The sequence below is a fragment of the Streptomyces sp. Da 82-17 genome, from assembly GCF_046098215.1.
In the GTDB taxonomy this organism is placed as follows: domain Bacteria; phylum Actinomycetota; class Actinomycetes; order Streptomycetales; family Streptomycetaceae; genus Streptomyces.
In genome coordinates this window covers 310,150-324,984 of the sequence record NZ_JBJURH010000003.1, presented here as the reverse complement: position 1 = coordinate 324,984, position 14,835 = coordinate 310,150, and the positions used below count along the sequence as shown (strand labels likewise).

Below are 14,835 nucleotides of genomic sequence, written 5' to 3'. Positions count from 1 at the left end.
GTCTCGTCCGGCGCCTTCGTGTGTCCGGCGTTCGGGATCGGGCCTGGTCTCTCCCCGCCCCGGCCCTTCCCGAAATCCTGCGGAGCTTCGGAGGGGGGCAATCCTGCGGAGCTTCGGGGGGCTCTGCCTCTCCCGGGCCCCTGCTCCTCAATCGCCGGAGGGGCTCAATTCTGGTCGTCGCCTCGGTCGTCGCCCTGGTCGTCCGCGGGCGGTTCGTCCTCGGACGGTTCGTTCGCGGGCGGATCCGGCTTGGCCTTCGGCTCCTGCGGGAGCTGCGGCTTCGGTGGGCGCGTACGGTCGCTCGACGTGTCCCGCAGGAACGGGCCCGCGTCACCGCCGTCCGTCGCGTGTCCCGGGCCTGCCGGGCCGCCGTCGCGGCGCCGCAGATAGCGCTCGAACTCGCGGGCGATGGCCTCGCCTGACGCCTCGGGCAGCTCCGCGGTGTCCCGGGCCTCCTCCAGGCTCTGCACGTACTCCGCGACCTCGCTGTCCTCCGCCGCCAGCTGGTCCACGCCCAGCTGCCAGGCGCGCGCGTCCTCGGCCAGCTCGCCGAGCGGGATGCGCAGGTCGATCAGGTCCTCCAGGCGGTTCAGGAGGGCCAGGGTCGCCTTCGGGTTCGGCGGCTGCGAGACGTAGTGCGGGACGGCCGCCCAGAGCGAGACCGCCGGGACGCCGGCGTGCGTGCAGGCCTCCTGGAGGATGCCGACGATGCCGGTGGGGCCCTCGTACCGCGTCTCCTCCAGGTTCATCGTGCGCGCCAGGTCCGGGTCGGACGTGACGCCGCTGACCGGGACCGGGCGGGTGTGCGGGGTGTCGCCGAGCAGGGCGCCGAGGATCACCACGAGCTCCACGCCCAGCTCGTGGGCGAAGCCGAGGAGTTCGTTGCAGAACGAGCGCCAGCGCATGGACGGTTCGATGCCGCGCACCAGGACCAGGTCGCGCGGCTTGTCACCGCCGACGCGGACGACGGAGAGCCGGGTGGTCGGCCAGGTGATCTTGCGGACGCCGCCGTCCAGCCACACCGTGGGGCGGTTGACCTGGAAGTCGTAGTAGTCCTCGGCGTCGAGCGCCGCGAACACCTCGCCCTTCCACTCCCGGTCCAGGTGTGCGACCGCGGTGGAGGCGGCGTCGCCGGCGTCGTTCCAGCCCTCGAACGCGGCCACCATGACCGGGTCGACCAGCTCGGGAACCCCCTCGAGCTCGATCACCCAGCGCCTCCTTCCGACGTTCCCCCAGAGCCTTGACGCCCGGGAGGGACCCCCACTCGTGTACGCCCCAACCTTACGGCGTCCGCGGGGGGCCTCCGCAGCCCCCTTGCATGCGCTGAGCACGCCAGAGGTAATCCATGCGCTTCCTTACGGAGGTCTATTCCTCCGGGCGGCGAACGGTCAACAGTGCGACCGGGGCGGGGTTTTGGACGTACGTACGGCCGGGGTGCGGGGGCGTGCGGCGGGTCAGAGGGTGGAGCGGAGCCACTGCTCCACGCTCGCGATGTGCACGGTGGCCCAGGAGCGGGCGGCCTCCGCGTCCCGGTCGCGGAGTGCGGCGAGGATCATGCGGTGCTCGTGCAGGGTGCGGCTGACCGCGTCCTCCTGGGTGAGACCGCGCCAGACCCGGGCCCGCGTCGTCGGCCCGGACAGGCCGTCCAGCAGCGAGCACAGCACCGAGTTGCCGGAGGCCTGCACGATGCCGCGGTGGAACTCCAGGTCGGCCGCCACCAGCTCCTCGACCGAGGGGGCGGCGCCGAGCGCGTCCAACTGGGCCTGCAGCGCGTCCAGTTCGGCGTCCGCGATGCGGGTGCAGGCGATCGCCGTGGCCGCGGGTTCCAGGATGCGGCGGACGGCGAGGAACTCCAGGACGGTGTCGTCGCGGTGGAAGTCGACGACGAAGCTCAGCGCCTCCAGGAGCAGCTGCGGGTCGAGGCTCGTGACGTACGTGCCGTCGCCCTGGCGGACGTCGAGGATGCGGATCAGGGCGAGGGCGCGCACCGCCTCGCGCAGGGAGTTGCGGGACAGGCCCAGGTCGGCGGCGAGCTCGCTCTCCTTGGGCAGGCGGTCGCCCGGGCGCAGCGCGCCGGAGACGATCATGCCCTTGATCTTCTCGATCGCCTCGTCGGTCACCGCCATGGAGAGCCCCCGCCTCTGCAGACATCCGATCTCTCGGCTCATTATGGCCCCGGGGCGGGAGAGGGCCGGACGGGGGCGGATGTCTTTCAGGGCTAAGATTTCTTCGGTGGGCTCGCGGGGAGCCGTGCGCGCGCTCGCGGGAGCCGCGCAGAGGGGAAGGACAGGCGCAGATGGCGGGGAAGAACTCGGGGAAGAACGGCGCGGGCAGGGACGCCGTCGCGTCGATCATCGAGGACTGGGCGCGGGAGCGGCCCGAGCTCGACACCTCGCCCCTGGAGGTCCTCGCCCGGCTGCATCGCACGTTCCTGCGCTACAACGGCCGGCTGACCTCCGCCATCGACCGGCACGGGCTCGCGGTGGCCGGGTTCGACGTGCTGACCGCGCTGCGCCGCGCGGGAGCGCCGTACCGGCTCACCGCCGGGCAGCTGGCCGACTCCGGGCTCGTGTCGTCGGCCGGGGTGACGCTGCGCATCGACCGGCTGGAGAAGGACGGCCTGATCGTGCGCGAGCGGGACGCCGACGACCGGCGGGTCGTCTACTCCCGCCTCACCGACGCGGGCCTCGCCAAGGTCGACGAGGTGTTCGCGGAGCACCTGGACAACGAGCGGCGCATGCTCGCCGGGTTGTCTCCTGCGGAGTGCCGTCAACTGGCGCGGTTGCTGTCGAAGTTGGAGCGGTCGATCGAGGACGCGCCGGACTCGGATGAGGAGTGAGTGTCGTCCGGGGTCCTGCTCTCCGGCCCGCCGTGGGGGTTTCCGCGGAGTGCGGTCTGCGCGTCGTCCCGGGCTGAGCGCGCAGTTCCCCGCGCCCCTGAAGGGGCGCGGGGAACCCGTCAGACGGCTGCCTGTGCCTCCGCCCCCGCGCGGTACAAGCGGCGGAGTCGGACCACGCCGAGGTCGTGCTGGTAGAGGTTCTCCTGCTGGTCGGCGTCGGCGGGGAGGGCCTCCAGCATGACGCGGTCCTGCTCAAGGACGGCCCAGTGGCGTTCCTCGATCAGGGTCTTGTAGAGGAACCGCCAGGTGTCGCGCTGCCAGCCCTGGACCTTGCGGTAGCGCCAGAAGAAGACGGCGCAGCGCTCGGCGTCGACCGGGCGGACCATGCCGACGATCCCGAAGGGGCCGCCGGGCCCCGCGGACGGCGGGTACGGGATGGAGAGGTCCACCCAGTCCACGCCAGTGCGGCACAGCTCGACCCAGTCGAAGTTGACGCCCCGCTGGTCGGTCTTCTCGAAGAAGTAGCCGCGCTCGGTCTCCCGGATGCGGAACTTGGCCTGGGTGTCGCCGTCGTACATGGTGTGCGAGTCGTGGTGCAGGAACGCGCCGTGCATCGGGTCGAGCAGGTTCTCCACCGCGTACCGCCACGGCACGTTCCACTCCGCGTAGCAGAGGAACGCGTCGATCTCCGGGTCGGTGAGCGGGTCGGGGAGCGTCAACTCGACCGGCTGCGGCTGCTGTTCGGAGCCGAAGTAGGCGAGCACCGCGCCCGCGACCTCCCGCACCGGCAGGGAGCGGACCAGTTGCTTGCCCTCCAGGTTGCAGCCGGGCAGGCCGGGCACGGACGACACGGTGCCGTCGGTCTCGACCTCCACGCCGTGGTACCAGCACGCCACCCGGTCGCCCAGGTGCTTGCCGAGGGAGAGCGGGGCGCCGCGGTGCGGGCAGCGGTCGGCGAGCATGCTGAGCGTGCCGTCGGAGCGGCGGAACAGCAGCCACTGCTCACCGAGCACAGTCACCTTGCGCATCGCGCCGGGCGCGACGAAGTCGGAGGGGACGACCGGGTGCCACTGGCCGCGCAGGCCGGTCGCGTAGATCTCGTCGGCGGTCTGGGTCATCTCGGGTCACGCTCCCAGTCGGTGCATCTCGGCGCGGAAAGAGCCCTCGGTCCACGGGGCGCCGTCGGGCGCGTGGACCTGGCGGGCGTTCAACCCGCGGACGACGTCGGCCAGTTCGTGGCCGTCCTTGGTGAAGACCTCTTCGAGGGTGGCGGCCAGCTTGTACTCGTACGGCGACGGCTCGCGCGTACGGGACTGGTGGATCTCCAGGTACGGCCAGGTCTCTGCGGTGGTCATGGCGGGAACTCCCCAAGGTCTAGAGGTCGAGGGCGAGGCGGGAGCCGGCGGCGCAGCGCGAGACGCAGATCATCATCGAGGCGTTCGCGGCGTGCTCGGCTTCGGAGAGGAGGAAGTCGCGGTGGTCGGGAGTGCCGTCGAGGATCCGCGTCTCGCAGGAGCCGCAGATGCCGTCGCGGCAGGAGCTGGAGACGCTCAACCCGGCCTGCTCGGCGGCCTCCAGGATCGACGTGTCGGCGCCGACGGTGAGGGTGAGCCCGGAGGTGCGGCACTCCACCTCGAACTCCCCGTCGTCCCCGGACCGTTCGACGGCCGGCGCCGCGAAGCGTTCGAGGCGCAGCACCCCGGCCGGGCACGCCGCCTCCACCGCGGCGAGCAGCGGTTCGGGCCCGCAGCAGTACACGAGCGTGCCCTCCGGCAGCTCCGCGAGCGCCGCGGCGAGGTCGATGTGACCGAGCTCGTCCTGCGGAACGAGCGTCAAGTCGCCGCCGAGTGCGGTCAGTTCGTCGGTGAACGCCATCGAGGCGCGGCTGCGGCCGCCGTACACCATGCGCCACTCCGCGCCGCGCCGGGCGGCCTCGCGGGCCATCGCGAGGATCGGGGTGACGCCGATGCCGCCCGCGACGAACACATAGCCCGTGGCGTCCTCCAGGGCGAAGTGGTTGCGCGGCTCGGACACGGTGACCGTCTGGCCGGGCCGCAGCTTGGTGTGGACGTGCCGCGAACCGCCGCGCGAGGACGGCTCGTCGAGGACGCCGATGCGGTACGAGCCGCACGCGGCGGGATCGCCGCAGAGGCTGTACTGGCGGATCTGCCCGCCCACGTGCACGTCGATGTGCGCGCCCGGCGTCCAGGCGGGCAGCGGCTTGCCGTCGGGGTGGACGAACTCGACGGACAGGACGCCGTCGGCCTCCCAGGTCATCCGCCGGACGAGGAGGTCGAGGCGGCGTTCTTCGGTGGTGGCGGTCATGGCGGCCTCCCTACGCGGCGGGGATCTTGACGGGCGGGGTGAACGGGTTCTTCATCGGGCCGAGCGCGGCCAGGTCCACCTCGACGAGCACCGGCCCGTCGGAGTCGACCGCCTGCCCCATCACCGCACCGGAGTCCTCGGCCGCCGCGATCCGCAGGTACGGCAACCGGCAGGCGCGGGCGAGGAGTTCGAAGTCGGGCGTGGTCAGGTCGACGCCGGAGCGGCGGTCGGCGTACCGGTCCTGCATGTTGCGCAGCACGCCGTAGCCGCCGTCGTTGAACACGAGCAGGGTGAGGCGCGGGCGCTCCTGGGCGAGGGTGAGGAGTTCGCCGAGGTGGACGGCGAGGCCGCCGTCGCCCGCCATCACCACGGTGGGCCGGTCCGGGGCGGCGAGCGCGGCCCCGATGCCCATGCCGAGGCCCTGCCCGATGCCGCCGCCGCGCGGGAACACGTTGGCCCTCGGGTCGTACATCTCGAGCAGGCGGTTGCCCCAGCTGCTGGACGCGATCGTCACGTCACGGGCGACCACGGCGTCCCGGGGGAGCGCGGCGCGCAGCGCGTCGCAGATCGCCGCCTGGGGGCCGATGTTGTCGTGCAGCGCCGCCCGGACCTCCGTACGGACCCGGCCGATGCGCTCGGTCCAGGCGGGCTCGGCGCGGCGGGCGTGCGGGAGGAGTTCCCGCAGGACGGCCGCGGCGTCGCCGTGCAGGGCGTGCGTGGCCGGGTAGACGCGGCCGAGCGCGGCGGCGTCGACGTCGATCTGCACATGGGCCGCGGGGAGTGCGAGCCCGTAGTCGGCCGTCTCGTTGGAGCGGAAGTGGGTGCCGACGGTCAGGAGCACGTCCGCGTCGGCGAGCAGGGCCCGGCCCGCGGGCGTCGTCGCGAAGTTGCCGACGACCTGCGGGTGGTCCTCGGGGACGCTGCCGCGCCCGGAGTTGGAGGTGAGCAGCCCGGCCCCGGTCGCCTCGACCAGCGCGGCCAGTTCCGTACGGGCCCGGTTCGCGCCGCCGCCCGCCCAGATCAGCGGACGCTCGGCGGACGCCAACAGCTCGGCGGCGGCGGAGAGTTGAGCGGCGTCGGGGGTCGGCGCGGGGGCCTGAGCCGGGGCGCCGCCCTCGTCCGTCTGGGCCGCGTACTGCAGGTCGATCGGCCACTCCACGCTCGCCGGGCCGCCCGGCGAGGCGAGCGCCGCCGCTGCCGCCGCGCGCAGCACCCGGCCCGCCTCGTCGGCGGAGCGCACGGTCGCGGCGTACGCGGAGACGGCCTCCAGCATGCCGAGCTGGTCCTTGGTCTCGTGGATGAACCCCCGCCCGCTGCCCAGGAATTCCGCCTCCACCTGACCGGTGACGTGCAGCACCGACGTGCCCGTCGCCAGCGCCTCGACCAGCGAGCCGGCCGCGTTGCCCGCGCCGGTGCCCGTCGACGTCAGGGCGCAGCCGATCGAGCCGCGGGCCCGGCCGTACGCGTCGGCCGCGTTCACGGCGGTCGCCTCGTGCCGCACGGGTACGAACCGCAGCTCGCGGTCGACGGCCTCGACGAGCGGCAGGTTGTGCACCGAGACGATCCCGAAGACCGTGTCGATGCCGAGTTCCTTCAGGACGGCGACGAGGAGCGCGCCTCCATGGTCGTAACGCATGCGCAGTACCCCTCAGAGAATGCCGCGGCCGACTCCGCCGCAGACGTCGATGCTGGTTCCGGTGATGTACGAGGCCCGCGGCGAGAGCAGCGCGACGATCGCGTACGCGACCTCCTCCGCCCGGCCGAGCCGCCCGAGCGCGATGCCCCGGTCGGCGGCGAGCTCCGCCTGCCAGTCCTCGTAGGACATCCCTGTGTCCGCGGCGGCGTGCCGGCGGGTCCACTGGCCGGTGTCGACCAGGCCCAGGCAGACCGAGTTGACCCGGATGCCGTCCGCGGCCAGCTCCTGCGCCAGGGACGTGGAGAGGTTGAGGATGCCGGCGCGGGCCGCGCTGGTGGTGATCAGGCGGGGCTCCGGCTGCTTGGCGAGGACGGCGTTGACGTTGACGACGGACGCCGCGTCCGAAGCGGCCAGCCACTCCCGGGCCGCCTGCAGCGGGTTGAGGACGCCCGCGAACTTCAGCTCCAGCTCGTCGCGCCAGTCGTCCCCGGTGGTCTCGTCGAGGCGCTTCATCCGGGACTGCCCGGCGTTGTTGACGAGCCCGTCGATCCGCCCGCCGAACGCCGCGGCGGAGTTGCGCACGAACTCCCGTACGGCGTCGGCGTCCCGTACGTCGCACACCTCGGTGTGGAGCCTTTCGTGCTCCCCGACGCGCTTCAGGCGCTCGGCGTCGCGGCCGCAGGTGGCGACGTTCGCGCCCTCGTCGAGCAGGGCGCGGACCGTGGCCAGGCCGACGCCCGAGCTGCCTCCGGTGACCACGAAGGTCCGGTCGGCGAGGCCCAGATCCATAACTGCCTTCTTCCGTGCGTGAGTTCAGTGGGTCGGGTCGGTCGGGCGGTCGGTCAGTGCATGGTGAAGCCGCCGTTGACGGCGACCACCTGACCGGTGAGGTAGCGGGACTCCTCGGAGAGGAGGAAGGCCGCGAGCCCGACCAGGTCGTCCGGCTGCTGCGGCCGGGAGATCGCCCGGTTCGCGGCGTACAGGCCGTGCCGCTCCGCGGGGACCGTCTCGGTCGCCTCGCACTCGGTGAGCCCGGGCGCGAGCGCGTTGACGGTGATGCCGCGCTCGCCCAGCTCCCGCGCCATGGCCCGGGTCAGGGCGATGACGGCGCCCTTGGACGCGATGTAGTGGGCGAGCCGGGGCGAGCCGTAGAGCGCCGCGTCCGAGGCGACGTTGACGATCCGCCCGGTCGGCCCGAACAGCGGGTGCAGGGCCTTGGCGACGAGCCAGGGGCCGCGCGCGTTGACCGTCATCAGGCGGTCCCAGGTCTCGATGTCGATGTCCTGGAACTCCTTGCCGCCGACGCCGTTGGCGAGCGCCGCGTTGTTGACCAGGCCGTACAGCCCGCCCGACTCCCGTACGGCGTCCGCGAGTTCGGCGACCGACGTCGGGTCGGCGACGTCGCAGCGGACGAAGCGGGCGTCGACGCCCTCGCCGCGCAGCTGCTCGGCCGCCGCCCGGCCCCGTTCGGCGTCGACCTCGGCGACGACGACCCGGAAGCCGTCTGCGCCGGCCCGGCGGGCCATGGCCAGTCCCAGGCCACGGCCCGCCCCGGTCACGACGACCAGGCGTCGGCCGTCGTCGGGCCGGTCAGTCACGGGTGATCCCGTACAGCGGGGAGTACTCGGGGTACGTCGGGACCTGCGGCTTCTGCGTGCCGATGACGACGCAGAACAGCGCGTCCGTGTCGCCCTCGTTCTTCAGCGAGCGGGTCACGCCGGCCGGGACCACGATCATGTCGCGGTAGCCGAGCGTGCGGTACTCGACCTCGTCGGGGCCGCGGTGGATGCCGACGCGGACCTCGCCCTCCAGGACGAAGAACGCCTCCTCCACGTCGTGGTGGGTGTGGGCCGGGCCCTCGGCGCCCGGGGGCAGCAGCATGTTGGAGAACGTGAAGCCGCCGGAGGGCAGGATCCGGCTGTCGCCCTCGTGGTTGCCGGTGGCGCCGGAGCCGACGTACCGGATCTGCGCGCGCTTGTACTGCGGGCCCGCCTTCTCCTGGAAGGACAGGGTGCCCCAGTCGGGTTCGCGGGAGTCCTTGGTGGCGATCAGCGAGTCGGTGTACTTGCCGAGGTCGCCGCCGTTGTCGTACTCGGTGGTGGTCAGAGGCATGGCTCAGCCCTTTCGCTGGTGGGTGTTCCCGGTGGTGCGGGTGCGCTGGTTCGTGGCGATGTGCAGGTGGGACAGGACCCAGGCGTTGAACCGCTCGGGCTGTTCCTGGTTGGCCAGGTGACCGGCGTCCTTGACGATCACGTAGGCGCATTTGTGCAGGCCGCCGGCGATGACCTGGGAGGCCTCGATGCCGGTGACCGTGTCGCGGTCGCCGCAGACCACGAGGGTCGGCGCGGTGACGGCGGACAGTTCGGGGCGCAGGTCGGCGCCGGCCATGGACTCGGCGGCGTACCCGTAGCCGGGCAGCCGGACCGCGCCGGCCATGGTGTCGACGACCCGGTCGACGAGCGCGGCCGGAGCGTCCGGGGAGACGAGCCGGGGCCCGCGCAGCGCGGCGAAGGCCCGCGGTCCGACCTCGGCGAGCTCGGCGGCCCGCGCCCGCATCCCGGCGGCCTTCTCCGGGTCGGTGCCGGAGCCCGCGCTGGAGTCGGCGACGATCAGCGAGGCGACGAGCTCCGGGTGCCGGACGGCGAGCCGCAGCGCGATCACGCCGCCCCAGGACACGCCGAGGACGTGCGCGGGCTCGCCGTACGCACGGATCACGTCGGCCGCCGCGTCCGCGAACCCGTCCAGGTCCAACTCCCCTTCCGGATCGGGCGACTTGGCGTACCCGGGGGCGTCCCAGGCGACGACGCGGGCGTGCGCGGAGAGCGCGTCGAGCTGCGGGGCGAAGGCGGCCGAGGAGGAGCCGATGCCGTGCAGGCAGAACAGCAGGGGCCCTTCGACGCCTTCCTCGACGACGTGGACGGCGGTGCGGGGGCGGGACTCGGCTCCGGACGCCGGGGCCTCTTCGGCCGCTCCGGCGGTCACAGGATCTGTCCCGTCCGGCCGGCGAGCGCCGCGAGCGAGCGCAGCACCGCGTACGGGACGACCTGGCTGGTGGCCGGGTTGCCGGGGTCGGGGTTGTGCGCGACCTCGAAGCGGTACGCGCCGTGCGGGCCGGTGGCTTCGACGACGTGGCGCGTGCGGGTGGCGCCCGGGTCCGCGACGACCCGGACCCGCACAGCGTCCAGGTCTCCGACGGCGAGGGCGACCGACGCCGCGACGTTGGTCGACTTCGGGAACTTCGCCGGGACGTCCCGCGCGGTGCCGGCGAGCACGTCGACGGGGCCGGTGGCCGACCGCAGCCGGGCCAGCAACTCCTCGTCCATCCACGGCTGTTCGAGCGTGGACGGCAGCTTGGTCGTGGTCAGGCGCACCTCGTCGAGCGGGCCGAGCTGCCGTACGGCCTGCAGCAGGTCGAGGCCGCCGACGGCGCCGCCGGTGAAGTAGACCCGGCCGGGGCCCGCCGTGAGCAGCCGCTTGGCGAGCTCGTCGTCGGTGAGCGCCCCCGTCGACGCCACGAGCAGGTCGGTGCCGGAGGTGAGGACACGCTCGCCCCACTCCCGTACGACGCCCTGGCCCGCGGCCTCCACGATCAGGTCGCACCGCTCGATCGCCTCCTCGAACGGCACCTGCGGCGCGGGCGCGGCCCCGCCGAGCGGGCGGTTGTCGACCAGGCAGGTCAACTCGGCGCCCGGGACGGCCTGTTCGGCGAGTGCGGTGCCGACGACGCGGCCGATCGCGCCCCAGCCGACCAGGCCCACCTTCAGAACGCTCACTTCTGCTCTCCTTCCGGGCGTCCGGCCATGTGGCAGCGGATCTCCTTCGACGGCGGCCCGGCCGTGCCCCACAGGTCGGACAGCTCCGGCACCCGCCGCCACACCTTCGCGATCCAGCGGTCCTCGACGACCTGGGCGACCTCGGACGTGTACTCGCAGACGAGCCCGGTCGGGTCGGTGAAGTACGAGAACGTGTTGTTGCCCGGCCCGTGCCGCCCGGGCCCCCACTGCGGCACGATCCCGTGGTGCCGCAGCCGGCCGAGCCCGCGCATGAAGTGGTCGACCGAACTCATCTCGTACGCCACGTGGTTGAGGGACACCCACTCGGCCTGGTTGAACGCGATGCAGTGGTGGTCGGCGTTGCAGCGCAGGAACGCCATCTGGTGCTCGGACCAGTCGGAGACGCGCAGGCCGAGCACGTCGCAGTAGAACGCGACGGCCGCGTCGATGTCGGGGGTGTTGAGGACGGTGTGCGTGACGCCGACCGGCACGGCCGCGTCCCGGCCGCGCGGGGCGACCGCCCAGGTCTCGGCGGACAGCTCGATCAGCCGGCCCTCGTGGTCGTGGAAGCGCAGCCCGTACCCGCCGCCGACCTGGTCGAGCGGCCCGGGCCCGGCGACCGGCACGATGCCGCGCGCTTCGAGCCGCCGCGCCGCCTCGTCGATCTCGGCCGGGGTGGCCACGGCGAACACGATCCGGCCGAGCCCGGTGCGCTCGGAGCGGGTCAGCTGGAGGGCGTGGTGCTCCTGGCCGGTGCCGCGCAGCCAGCTCGCGCTGTGCTCGGACTCGACGACCTCCAGTCCCCAGGCGTCCTCGTAGAAGTCGGTGGCCTCCGCGAAGGCCGGGGTGAGCAGTTCGACCGAGCGCAGCGCGCGCAGCCGGGCGATCGGGGGATGAGACATCTCAAGTGCTCCGTGAGTGTGGTCAGTTGGCCCAGGGCAGCGGGGACTCCGAGGTGCCCCAGTAGAGGGACTTCTGCCGCTGGTACTGGCGGATTCCGTCCCGGCCCTTCTCCCGGCCGAGGCCGCTGTCCTTCATGCCGCCGAACGGGGTGGAGATGCTGAACTGCTTGTACGTGTTGATCCAGACGGTGCCCGCCTGCACCCGGCGCGCGATCCGCCAGGCCGCCCGGTGGTCCCGGGTCCAGATCCCGCAGGCCAGGCCGTACACCGAGGCGTCGGCCTGGGCGACCAGGTCGTCCTCGTCGTCGAAGGGCAGCGCCACGAGCACCGGCCCGAAGATCTCCTCCTGGCAGACCCGCGCGCTGTTCGGCAGCCCGTCGAGCAGCGTCGGCAGGTAGTACGCCCCGTCGGCGTACGCGGCGCCCTCCGGCACGGCCCCGCCCGCGAGCACCCGGGCACCCTCGCTGCGGGCCAGGTCCACGTACGCGGCGACCGCGTCCCGGTGCTTGCGGTGCACGAGCGGCGCGACCTGGGTGGCCGGGTCCGTGCCCGGGCCGACGCGCAACTTGCGCACCCGCTCGGCGAGTTCACCGACGAAGTCGTCGTACAGCGCACGCGCCACGAACAGCCGGGAGCCGGCGATGCAGGACTGGCCGCTGGACGAGTAGACCCCGAACATCACCCCGGCGAGGGCCTGCTCGACGTCGGCGTCGGCGAGGACCGCCGTCGGCGACTTGCCGCCGAGCTCCAGGGAGACCGGCATCAGCTTCTCGGCTGCGGCGTGCGCGAGGGTCCGGCCGGTCGAGGTGCCACCGGTGAACGACACCTTGCCGACGCGCGGGTGCCGCACGATCGCGTCCCCGACGACGCTGCCGCGCCCCGGCAGCACCGCCAACAGGGCGGTGGGCAGGCCGAGTTCGGCGAGGGCGCGGGTGACCAGCCGGCCGAGGGCGAGGGACACCAGCGGCGTCCAGTCGGCGGGCTTCAGGAGCACCGCGTTGCCGCCCGCGAGAGCCGGGGCGAGCTTCTGCGCGTCGCTCGCGATCGGCGAGTTCCAGGGGGTGATCGCGCCGACGACGCCGATCGGCTCGTACACGCTCATCGTGACGTACGCGCCGCGCGACGGCGTGAGCGTCTCCTCGGCGGTCTCCAGGGCGGCGGCCGTGTACCGGAACGTGCCGGCCGCGCTCGCGACCAGGGCGCGGGTCTCGGTGAGCGACTTGCCGGTGTCGGCGGTCTGCAGGGCGGCAAGCCGGTCCGCCTCGGCGTCGATCAACTCGGCGATGCGGACGAGGAGTCGGGCCCGCTGGTGCGGGAGCAGCTCGCGCCAGCGCGGGTCGGCGGCGGCCTGCGCCGCGGCCTCGGCCGCCTCGTCGACCTCCTCGACGGTGACCGCGTGCACGGTGGCGAGTGTGCGTCCGGTGGCCGGGTCGGCGGTCTCGGTCGGGGCGCCCGCGCCGCGGCGCCAGACTCCGGCGATCAGCGCCTCGTCCGGGGGAGTCGGGTGCATCGGCTGCATGCGGATCTCCTTGCTGCGGCGTCGTGCGTACGCCTCGAGCGGCTCCGGACGACGGGGCGGCTGCGCCCCGGTCCGGCTAAGTGCTGGAAATCTAAGGGCTTAAATAATTTCGGCGCAAGACCCCGATCGAACTTCTTTCGCTGTCCAGACCCTTGACGGCCCACGGGAGGCGGGGGTTACAACTTAAGCGCTTAGAAACTTTGCGCTAAGCCGCAACGGCTACCGGGTTCCGTAGGCTGTGCATCAAGCGCCTGCCGTGCCCACTCCCGCTCCCTCATCGCCGCGGAGTCCCCGTATGACGCTCAACGCCCCAGACACGCCGCGCCCCGCACCGGACAGCGCGGTCCGGGCCGCCATCTCCGCCCGCTTCGAGCGCCTGCCGCTCTCCCGCTGGCACGTCACCGTCCGCCTCGTCGTCGGCGCCGTGACCTTCTTCGAGGCCTTCGACCAGCTGCTCATCGCGTACGCCATGCCCGAGCTGCGCACCGAGTTCCAGCTCTCCACCTCCGCCGCCACGCTGATGCTCACCATCGGCTCCCTCGGCATGCTCGCCGGCGCCCTGCTCTCCGGCCGCCTCGCCGACCGCATCGGCCGCGTCAAGGTCATCGCCCTGTGCATCCTGGTGTCCAGCCTCGCCAACCTGGCCCTCGCCGCGACCACCTCGCCCGAGCAGTTCATGGCCCTGCGCTTCGTCCAGGGCCTGGCCATCGGCGGCGAGGTCCCGGTCGCCGCCACGTTCATCGCGGAGATCACCCGCAGCCACAAGCGCGGCCGCTTCGTCCTCCTCTACGAACTCGTCTTCCCGGCCGGCCTCACCGTCGGCGCCCTCGTCGCCGCCTGGGTCGTGCCGATCCTCGGCTGGCGCTGGATGTACGCGCTCGCCGCGATCCCCGGGGTCCTCTGCATCCTCGTCATGAAGGTCGTCCCGGAGTCCCCGCGCTGGCTCGCCGACCACGGCAGGACCGTCGAAGCCGAGGCGACCATGGACCGGATCGAGAAGGCCGTCGAGCGCACCACCGGCAAGCCGCTGCCCCCGGTCGGCGAGGCCGCGCCCCTCGCCACGGCCCCCGGCCAGGGCTCCTCGGGCCTGCGCGGCCTGTTCACCGGCCGCTACCGCCGCCGCACCCTCGTCATCGGCGCCCTCTGGTTCTGCGGCTACTTCGTCAACTACGGCATCACGTCCTGGCTCCCGACGATCTACCAGAACCGGTACGAGCTGTCCCTGTCGGACGCCCTGCTCTACTCCACCGTCACGTCCTGCGCGGGCCTGCTCGGCTGCCTCGTCGCCGCGCTCACCGTCGACCGGGCCGGCCGCCGCGGCGTCATCACCTGCTGCCTGGGCGGCGCCGCGGCCGTGCTGCTCCTGCTGTCCTGGCTCGGCGCGAACACCCCGGTCCAGGTCCTGGTCTGGTCGTCCCTGGCCGCGGTCTTCTTCTTCGGCTCCAACATCTGCCTGTACGTGTACACGCCCGAGCTCTTCCCGACCCGCATGCGCGCCCTCGGCAGCAGCGTCGGCGGCGCGTTCAACCGCCTCGGCGTGATCCTCGGCCCGATCGCGGTCGGAGCGGTCTACGCGGGCGGCGAGATCGGCACGGTCTTCCTCGTCCTCGGCGGGGTGGCCCTCGCGGGGGCGGTCGTGGCGGGCCTCGGCGCGGAGGAGACGGCGGGCCGCAGGCTGGAGGAGGTCTCGCCGTAACCCCGCCCCTGGGGGCTGCGCCCCGGGCCCCTGCCTGTGCCCCTTCAGGGGCGCGGGGAACTGCGCGATCAGCCACGACGGCGCCGCAGCCGAACGACAGCCGGGGGCCCGGGGGCGCAGCCCCCGGAGCTGTCCGCTGAGGACT

15 protein-coding genes are annotated in these 14,835 nt (G+C 73.2%); 2 read left to right on the top strand and 13 right to left on the bottom strand.

All coding sequences use genetic code 11. The features are described from left to right. Positions 1-164 precede the first annotated feature (164 nt). Positions 165-1,208, bottom strand: a complete 1,044-nt coding sequence (locus ACIDOF_RS06930) for a PAC2 family protein (protein WP_409004805.1) — start codon at positions 1,206-1,208, stop codon at positions 165-167. Positions 1,209-1,454: 246 nt separating this feature from the next. Next, positions 1,455-2,126 (bottom strand): FadR/GntR family transcriptional regulator, encoded by a 672-nt coding sequence (locus ACIDOF_RS06925; protein WP_409004804.1) that lies wholly within the window; start codon positions 2,124-2,126, stop codon positions 1,455-1,457. Between the two features lie 170 nt (positions 2,127-2,296). Between ACIDOF_RS06925 and ACIDOF_RS06920 the strand changes: the two genes are divergently transcribed. Next, complete coding sequence (locus ACIDOF_RS06920) at positions 2,297-2,839, top strand: MarR family winged helix-turn-helix transcriptional regulator (protein WP_409004803.1); 543 nt, start codon at positions 2,297-2,299, stop codon at positions 2,837-2,839. A 119-nt stretch (positions 2,840-2,958) separates the two neighbouring features. On the opposite strand, the gene ACIDOF_RS06915 is transcribed toward ACIDOF_RS06920, so the two are convergent. The 11 genes from ACIDOF_RS06915 to ACIDOF_RS06865 all read right to left on the bottom strand — a co-directional run bounded on the left by ACIDOF_RS06915 (position 2,959) and on the right by ACIDOF_RS06865 (position 12,985). Further along, the gene (locus ACIDOF_RS06915) at positions 2,959-3,957 is read right to left on the bottom strand and encodes a Rieske 2Fe-2S domain-containing protein (RefSeq protein WP_409004802.1); all 999 of its coding nucleotides are present in this window, start codon (positions 3,955-3,957) and stop codon (positions 2,959-2,961) included. 6 nt (positions 3,958-3,963) lie between these two features. Next, the gene (locus ACIDOF_RS06910; protein ID WP_409004801.1) at positions 3,964-4,194 is read right to left on the bottom strand and encodes a recombinase-like helix-turn-helix domain-containing protein; all 231 of its coding nucleotides are present in this window, start codon (positions 4,192-4,194) and stop codon (positions 3,964-3,966) included. 19 nt (positions 4,195-4,213) lie between these two features. Beyond that, entirely contained in the window at positions 4,214-5,164 is a 951-nt protein-coding gene (locus ACIDOF_RS06905) for a PDR/VanB family oxidoreductase (RefSeq protein ID WP_409004800.1), read from the bottom strand. A 10-nt stretch (positions 5,165-5,174) separates the two neighbouring features. Then, on the bottom strand, positions 5,175-6,800 hold the full coding sequence (locus tag ACIDOF_RS06900; RefSeq protein WP_409004799.1) for a thiamine pyrophosphate-binding protein: 1,626 nt from the start codon (positions 6,798-6,800) through the stop codon (positions 5,175-5,177). Between the two features lie 12 nt (positions 6,801-6,812). Further along, positions 6,813-7,589, bottom strand: a complete 777-nt coding sequence (locus tag ACIDOF_RS06895; RefSeq protein WP_409004798.1) for an SDR family oxidoreductase — start codon at positions 7,587-7,589, stop codon at positions 6,813-6,815. A gap of 53 nt (positions 7,590-7,642) precedes the next feature. Further along, the gene (locus ACIDOF_RS06890) at positions 7,643-8,398 is read right to left on the bottom strand and encodes an SDR family oxidoreductase (RefSeq protein ID WP_409004797.1); all 756 of its coding nucleotides are present in this window, start codon (positions 8,396-8,398) and stop codon (positions 7,643-7,645) included. Then, complete coding sequence (locus ACIDOF_RS06885; RefSeq protein WP_409004796.1) at positions 8,391-8,912, bottom strand: cupin domain-containing protein; 522 nt, start codon at positions 8,910-8,912, stop codon at positions 8,391-8,393. Before ACIDOF_RS06885 ends, ACIDOF_RS06890 begins: the two co-directional genes overlap by 8 nt. A 3-nt stretch (positions 8,913-8,915) precedes the next feature. Further along, entirely contained in the window at positions 8,916-9,686 is a 771-nt protein-coding gene (locus ACIDOF_RS06880) for an alpha/beta fold hydrolase (protein WP_409004932.1), read from the bottom strand. A 92-nt stretch (positions 9,687-9,778) separates the two neighbouring features. After that, the gene (locus tag ACIDOF_RS06875) at positions 9,779-10,573 is read right to left on the bottom strand and encodes an aspartate dehydrogenase domain-containing protein (RefSeq protein WP_409004795.1); all 795 of its coding nucleotides are present in this window, start codon (positions 10,571-10,573) and stop codon (positions 9,779-9,781) included. Next, complete coding sequence (locus tag ACIDOF_RS06870) at positions 10,570-11,475, bottom strand: VOC family protein (protein WP_409004794.1); 906 nt, start codon at positions 11,473-11,475, stop codon at positions 10,570-10,572. Before ACIDOF_RS06870 ends, ACIDOF_RS06875 begins: the two co-directional genes overlap by 4 nt. A gap of 22 nt (positions 11,476-11,497) precedes the next feature. Continuing rightward, a complete protein-coding gene (locus ACIDOF_RS06865) occupies positions 11,498-12,985 on the bottom strand; it encodes an aldehyde dehydrogenase family protein (protein WP_409004931.1) in 1,488 nt (495 codons plus the stop codon). Between the two features lie 304 nt (positions 12,986-13,289). Between ACIDOF_RS06865 and ACIDOF_RS06860 the strand changes: the two genes are divergently transcribed. Next, positions 13,290-14,690, top strand: a complete 1,401-nt coding sequence (locus tag ACIDOF_RS06860; protein ID WP_409004793.1) for an MFS transporter — start codon at positions 13,290-13,292, stop codon at positions 14,688-14,690. The last annotated feature ends 145 nt before the right edge of the window (positions 14,691-14,835 follow it).

What these genes read in the sequence shown, in the direction of transcription:
- ACIDOF_RS06925 (WP_409004804.1), bottom strand. Translation starts at nt 2,126, where the DNA reads ATGGCGGTGACCGACGAGGCGATCGAGAAGATCAAGGGCATGATCGTC.
- ACIDOF_RS06920 (WP_409004803.1), top strand. Translation starts at nt 2,297, where the DNA reads ATGGCGGGGAAGAACTCGGGGAAGAACGGCGCGGGCAGGGACGCCGTC.
- ACIDOF_RS06915 (WP_409004802.1), bottom strand. Translation starts at nt 3,957, where the DNA reads ATGACCCAGACCGCCGACGAGATCTACGCGACCGGCCTGCGCGGCCAG.
- ACIDOF_RS06910 (WP_409004801.1), bottom strand. Translation starts at nt 4,194, where the DNA reads ATGACCACCGCAGAGACCTGGCCGTACCTGGAGATCCACCAGTCCCGT.
- ACIDOF_RS06905 (WP_409004800.1), bottom strand. Translation starts at nt 5,164, where the DNA reads ATGACCGCCACCACCGAAGAACGCCGCCTCGACCTCCTCGTCCGGCGG.
- ACIDOF_RS06900 (WP_409004799.1), bottom strand. Translation starts at nt 6,800, where the DNA reads ATGCGTTACGACCATGGAGGCGCGCTCCTCGTCGCCGTCCTGAAGGAA.
- ACIDOF_RS06895 (WP_409004798.1), bottom strand. Translation starts at nt 7,589, where the DNA reads ATGGATCTGGGCCTCGCCGACCGGACCTTCGTGGTCACCGGAGGCAGC.
- ACIDOF_RS06885 (WP_409004796.1), bottom strand. Translation starts at nt 8,912, where the DNA reads ATGCCTCTGACCACCACCGAGTACGACAACGGCGGCGACCTCGGCAAG.
- ACIDOF_RS06870 (WP_409004794.1), bottom strand. Translation starts at nt 11,475, where the DNA reads ATGTCTCATCCCCCGATCGCCCGGCTGCGCGCGCTGCGCTCGGTCGAA.
- ACIDOF_RS06865 (WP_409004931.1), bottom strand. Translation starts at nt 12,985, where the DNA reads ATGCACCCGACTCCCCCGGACGAGGCGCTGATCGCCGGAGTCTGGCGC.
- ACIDOF_RS06860 (WP_409004793.1), top strand. Translation starts at nt 13,290, where the DNA reads ATGACGCTCAACGCCCCAGACACGCCGCGCCCCGCACCGGACAGCGCG.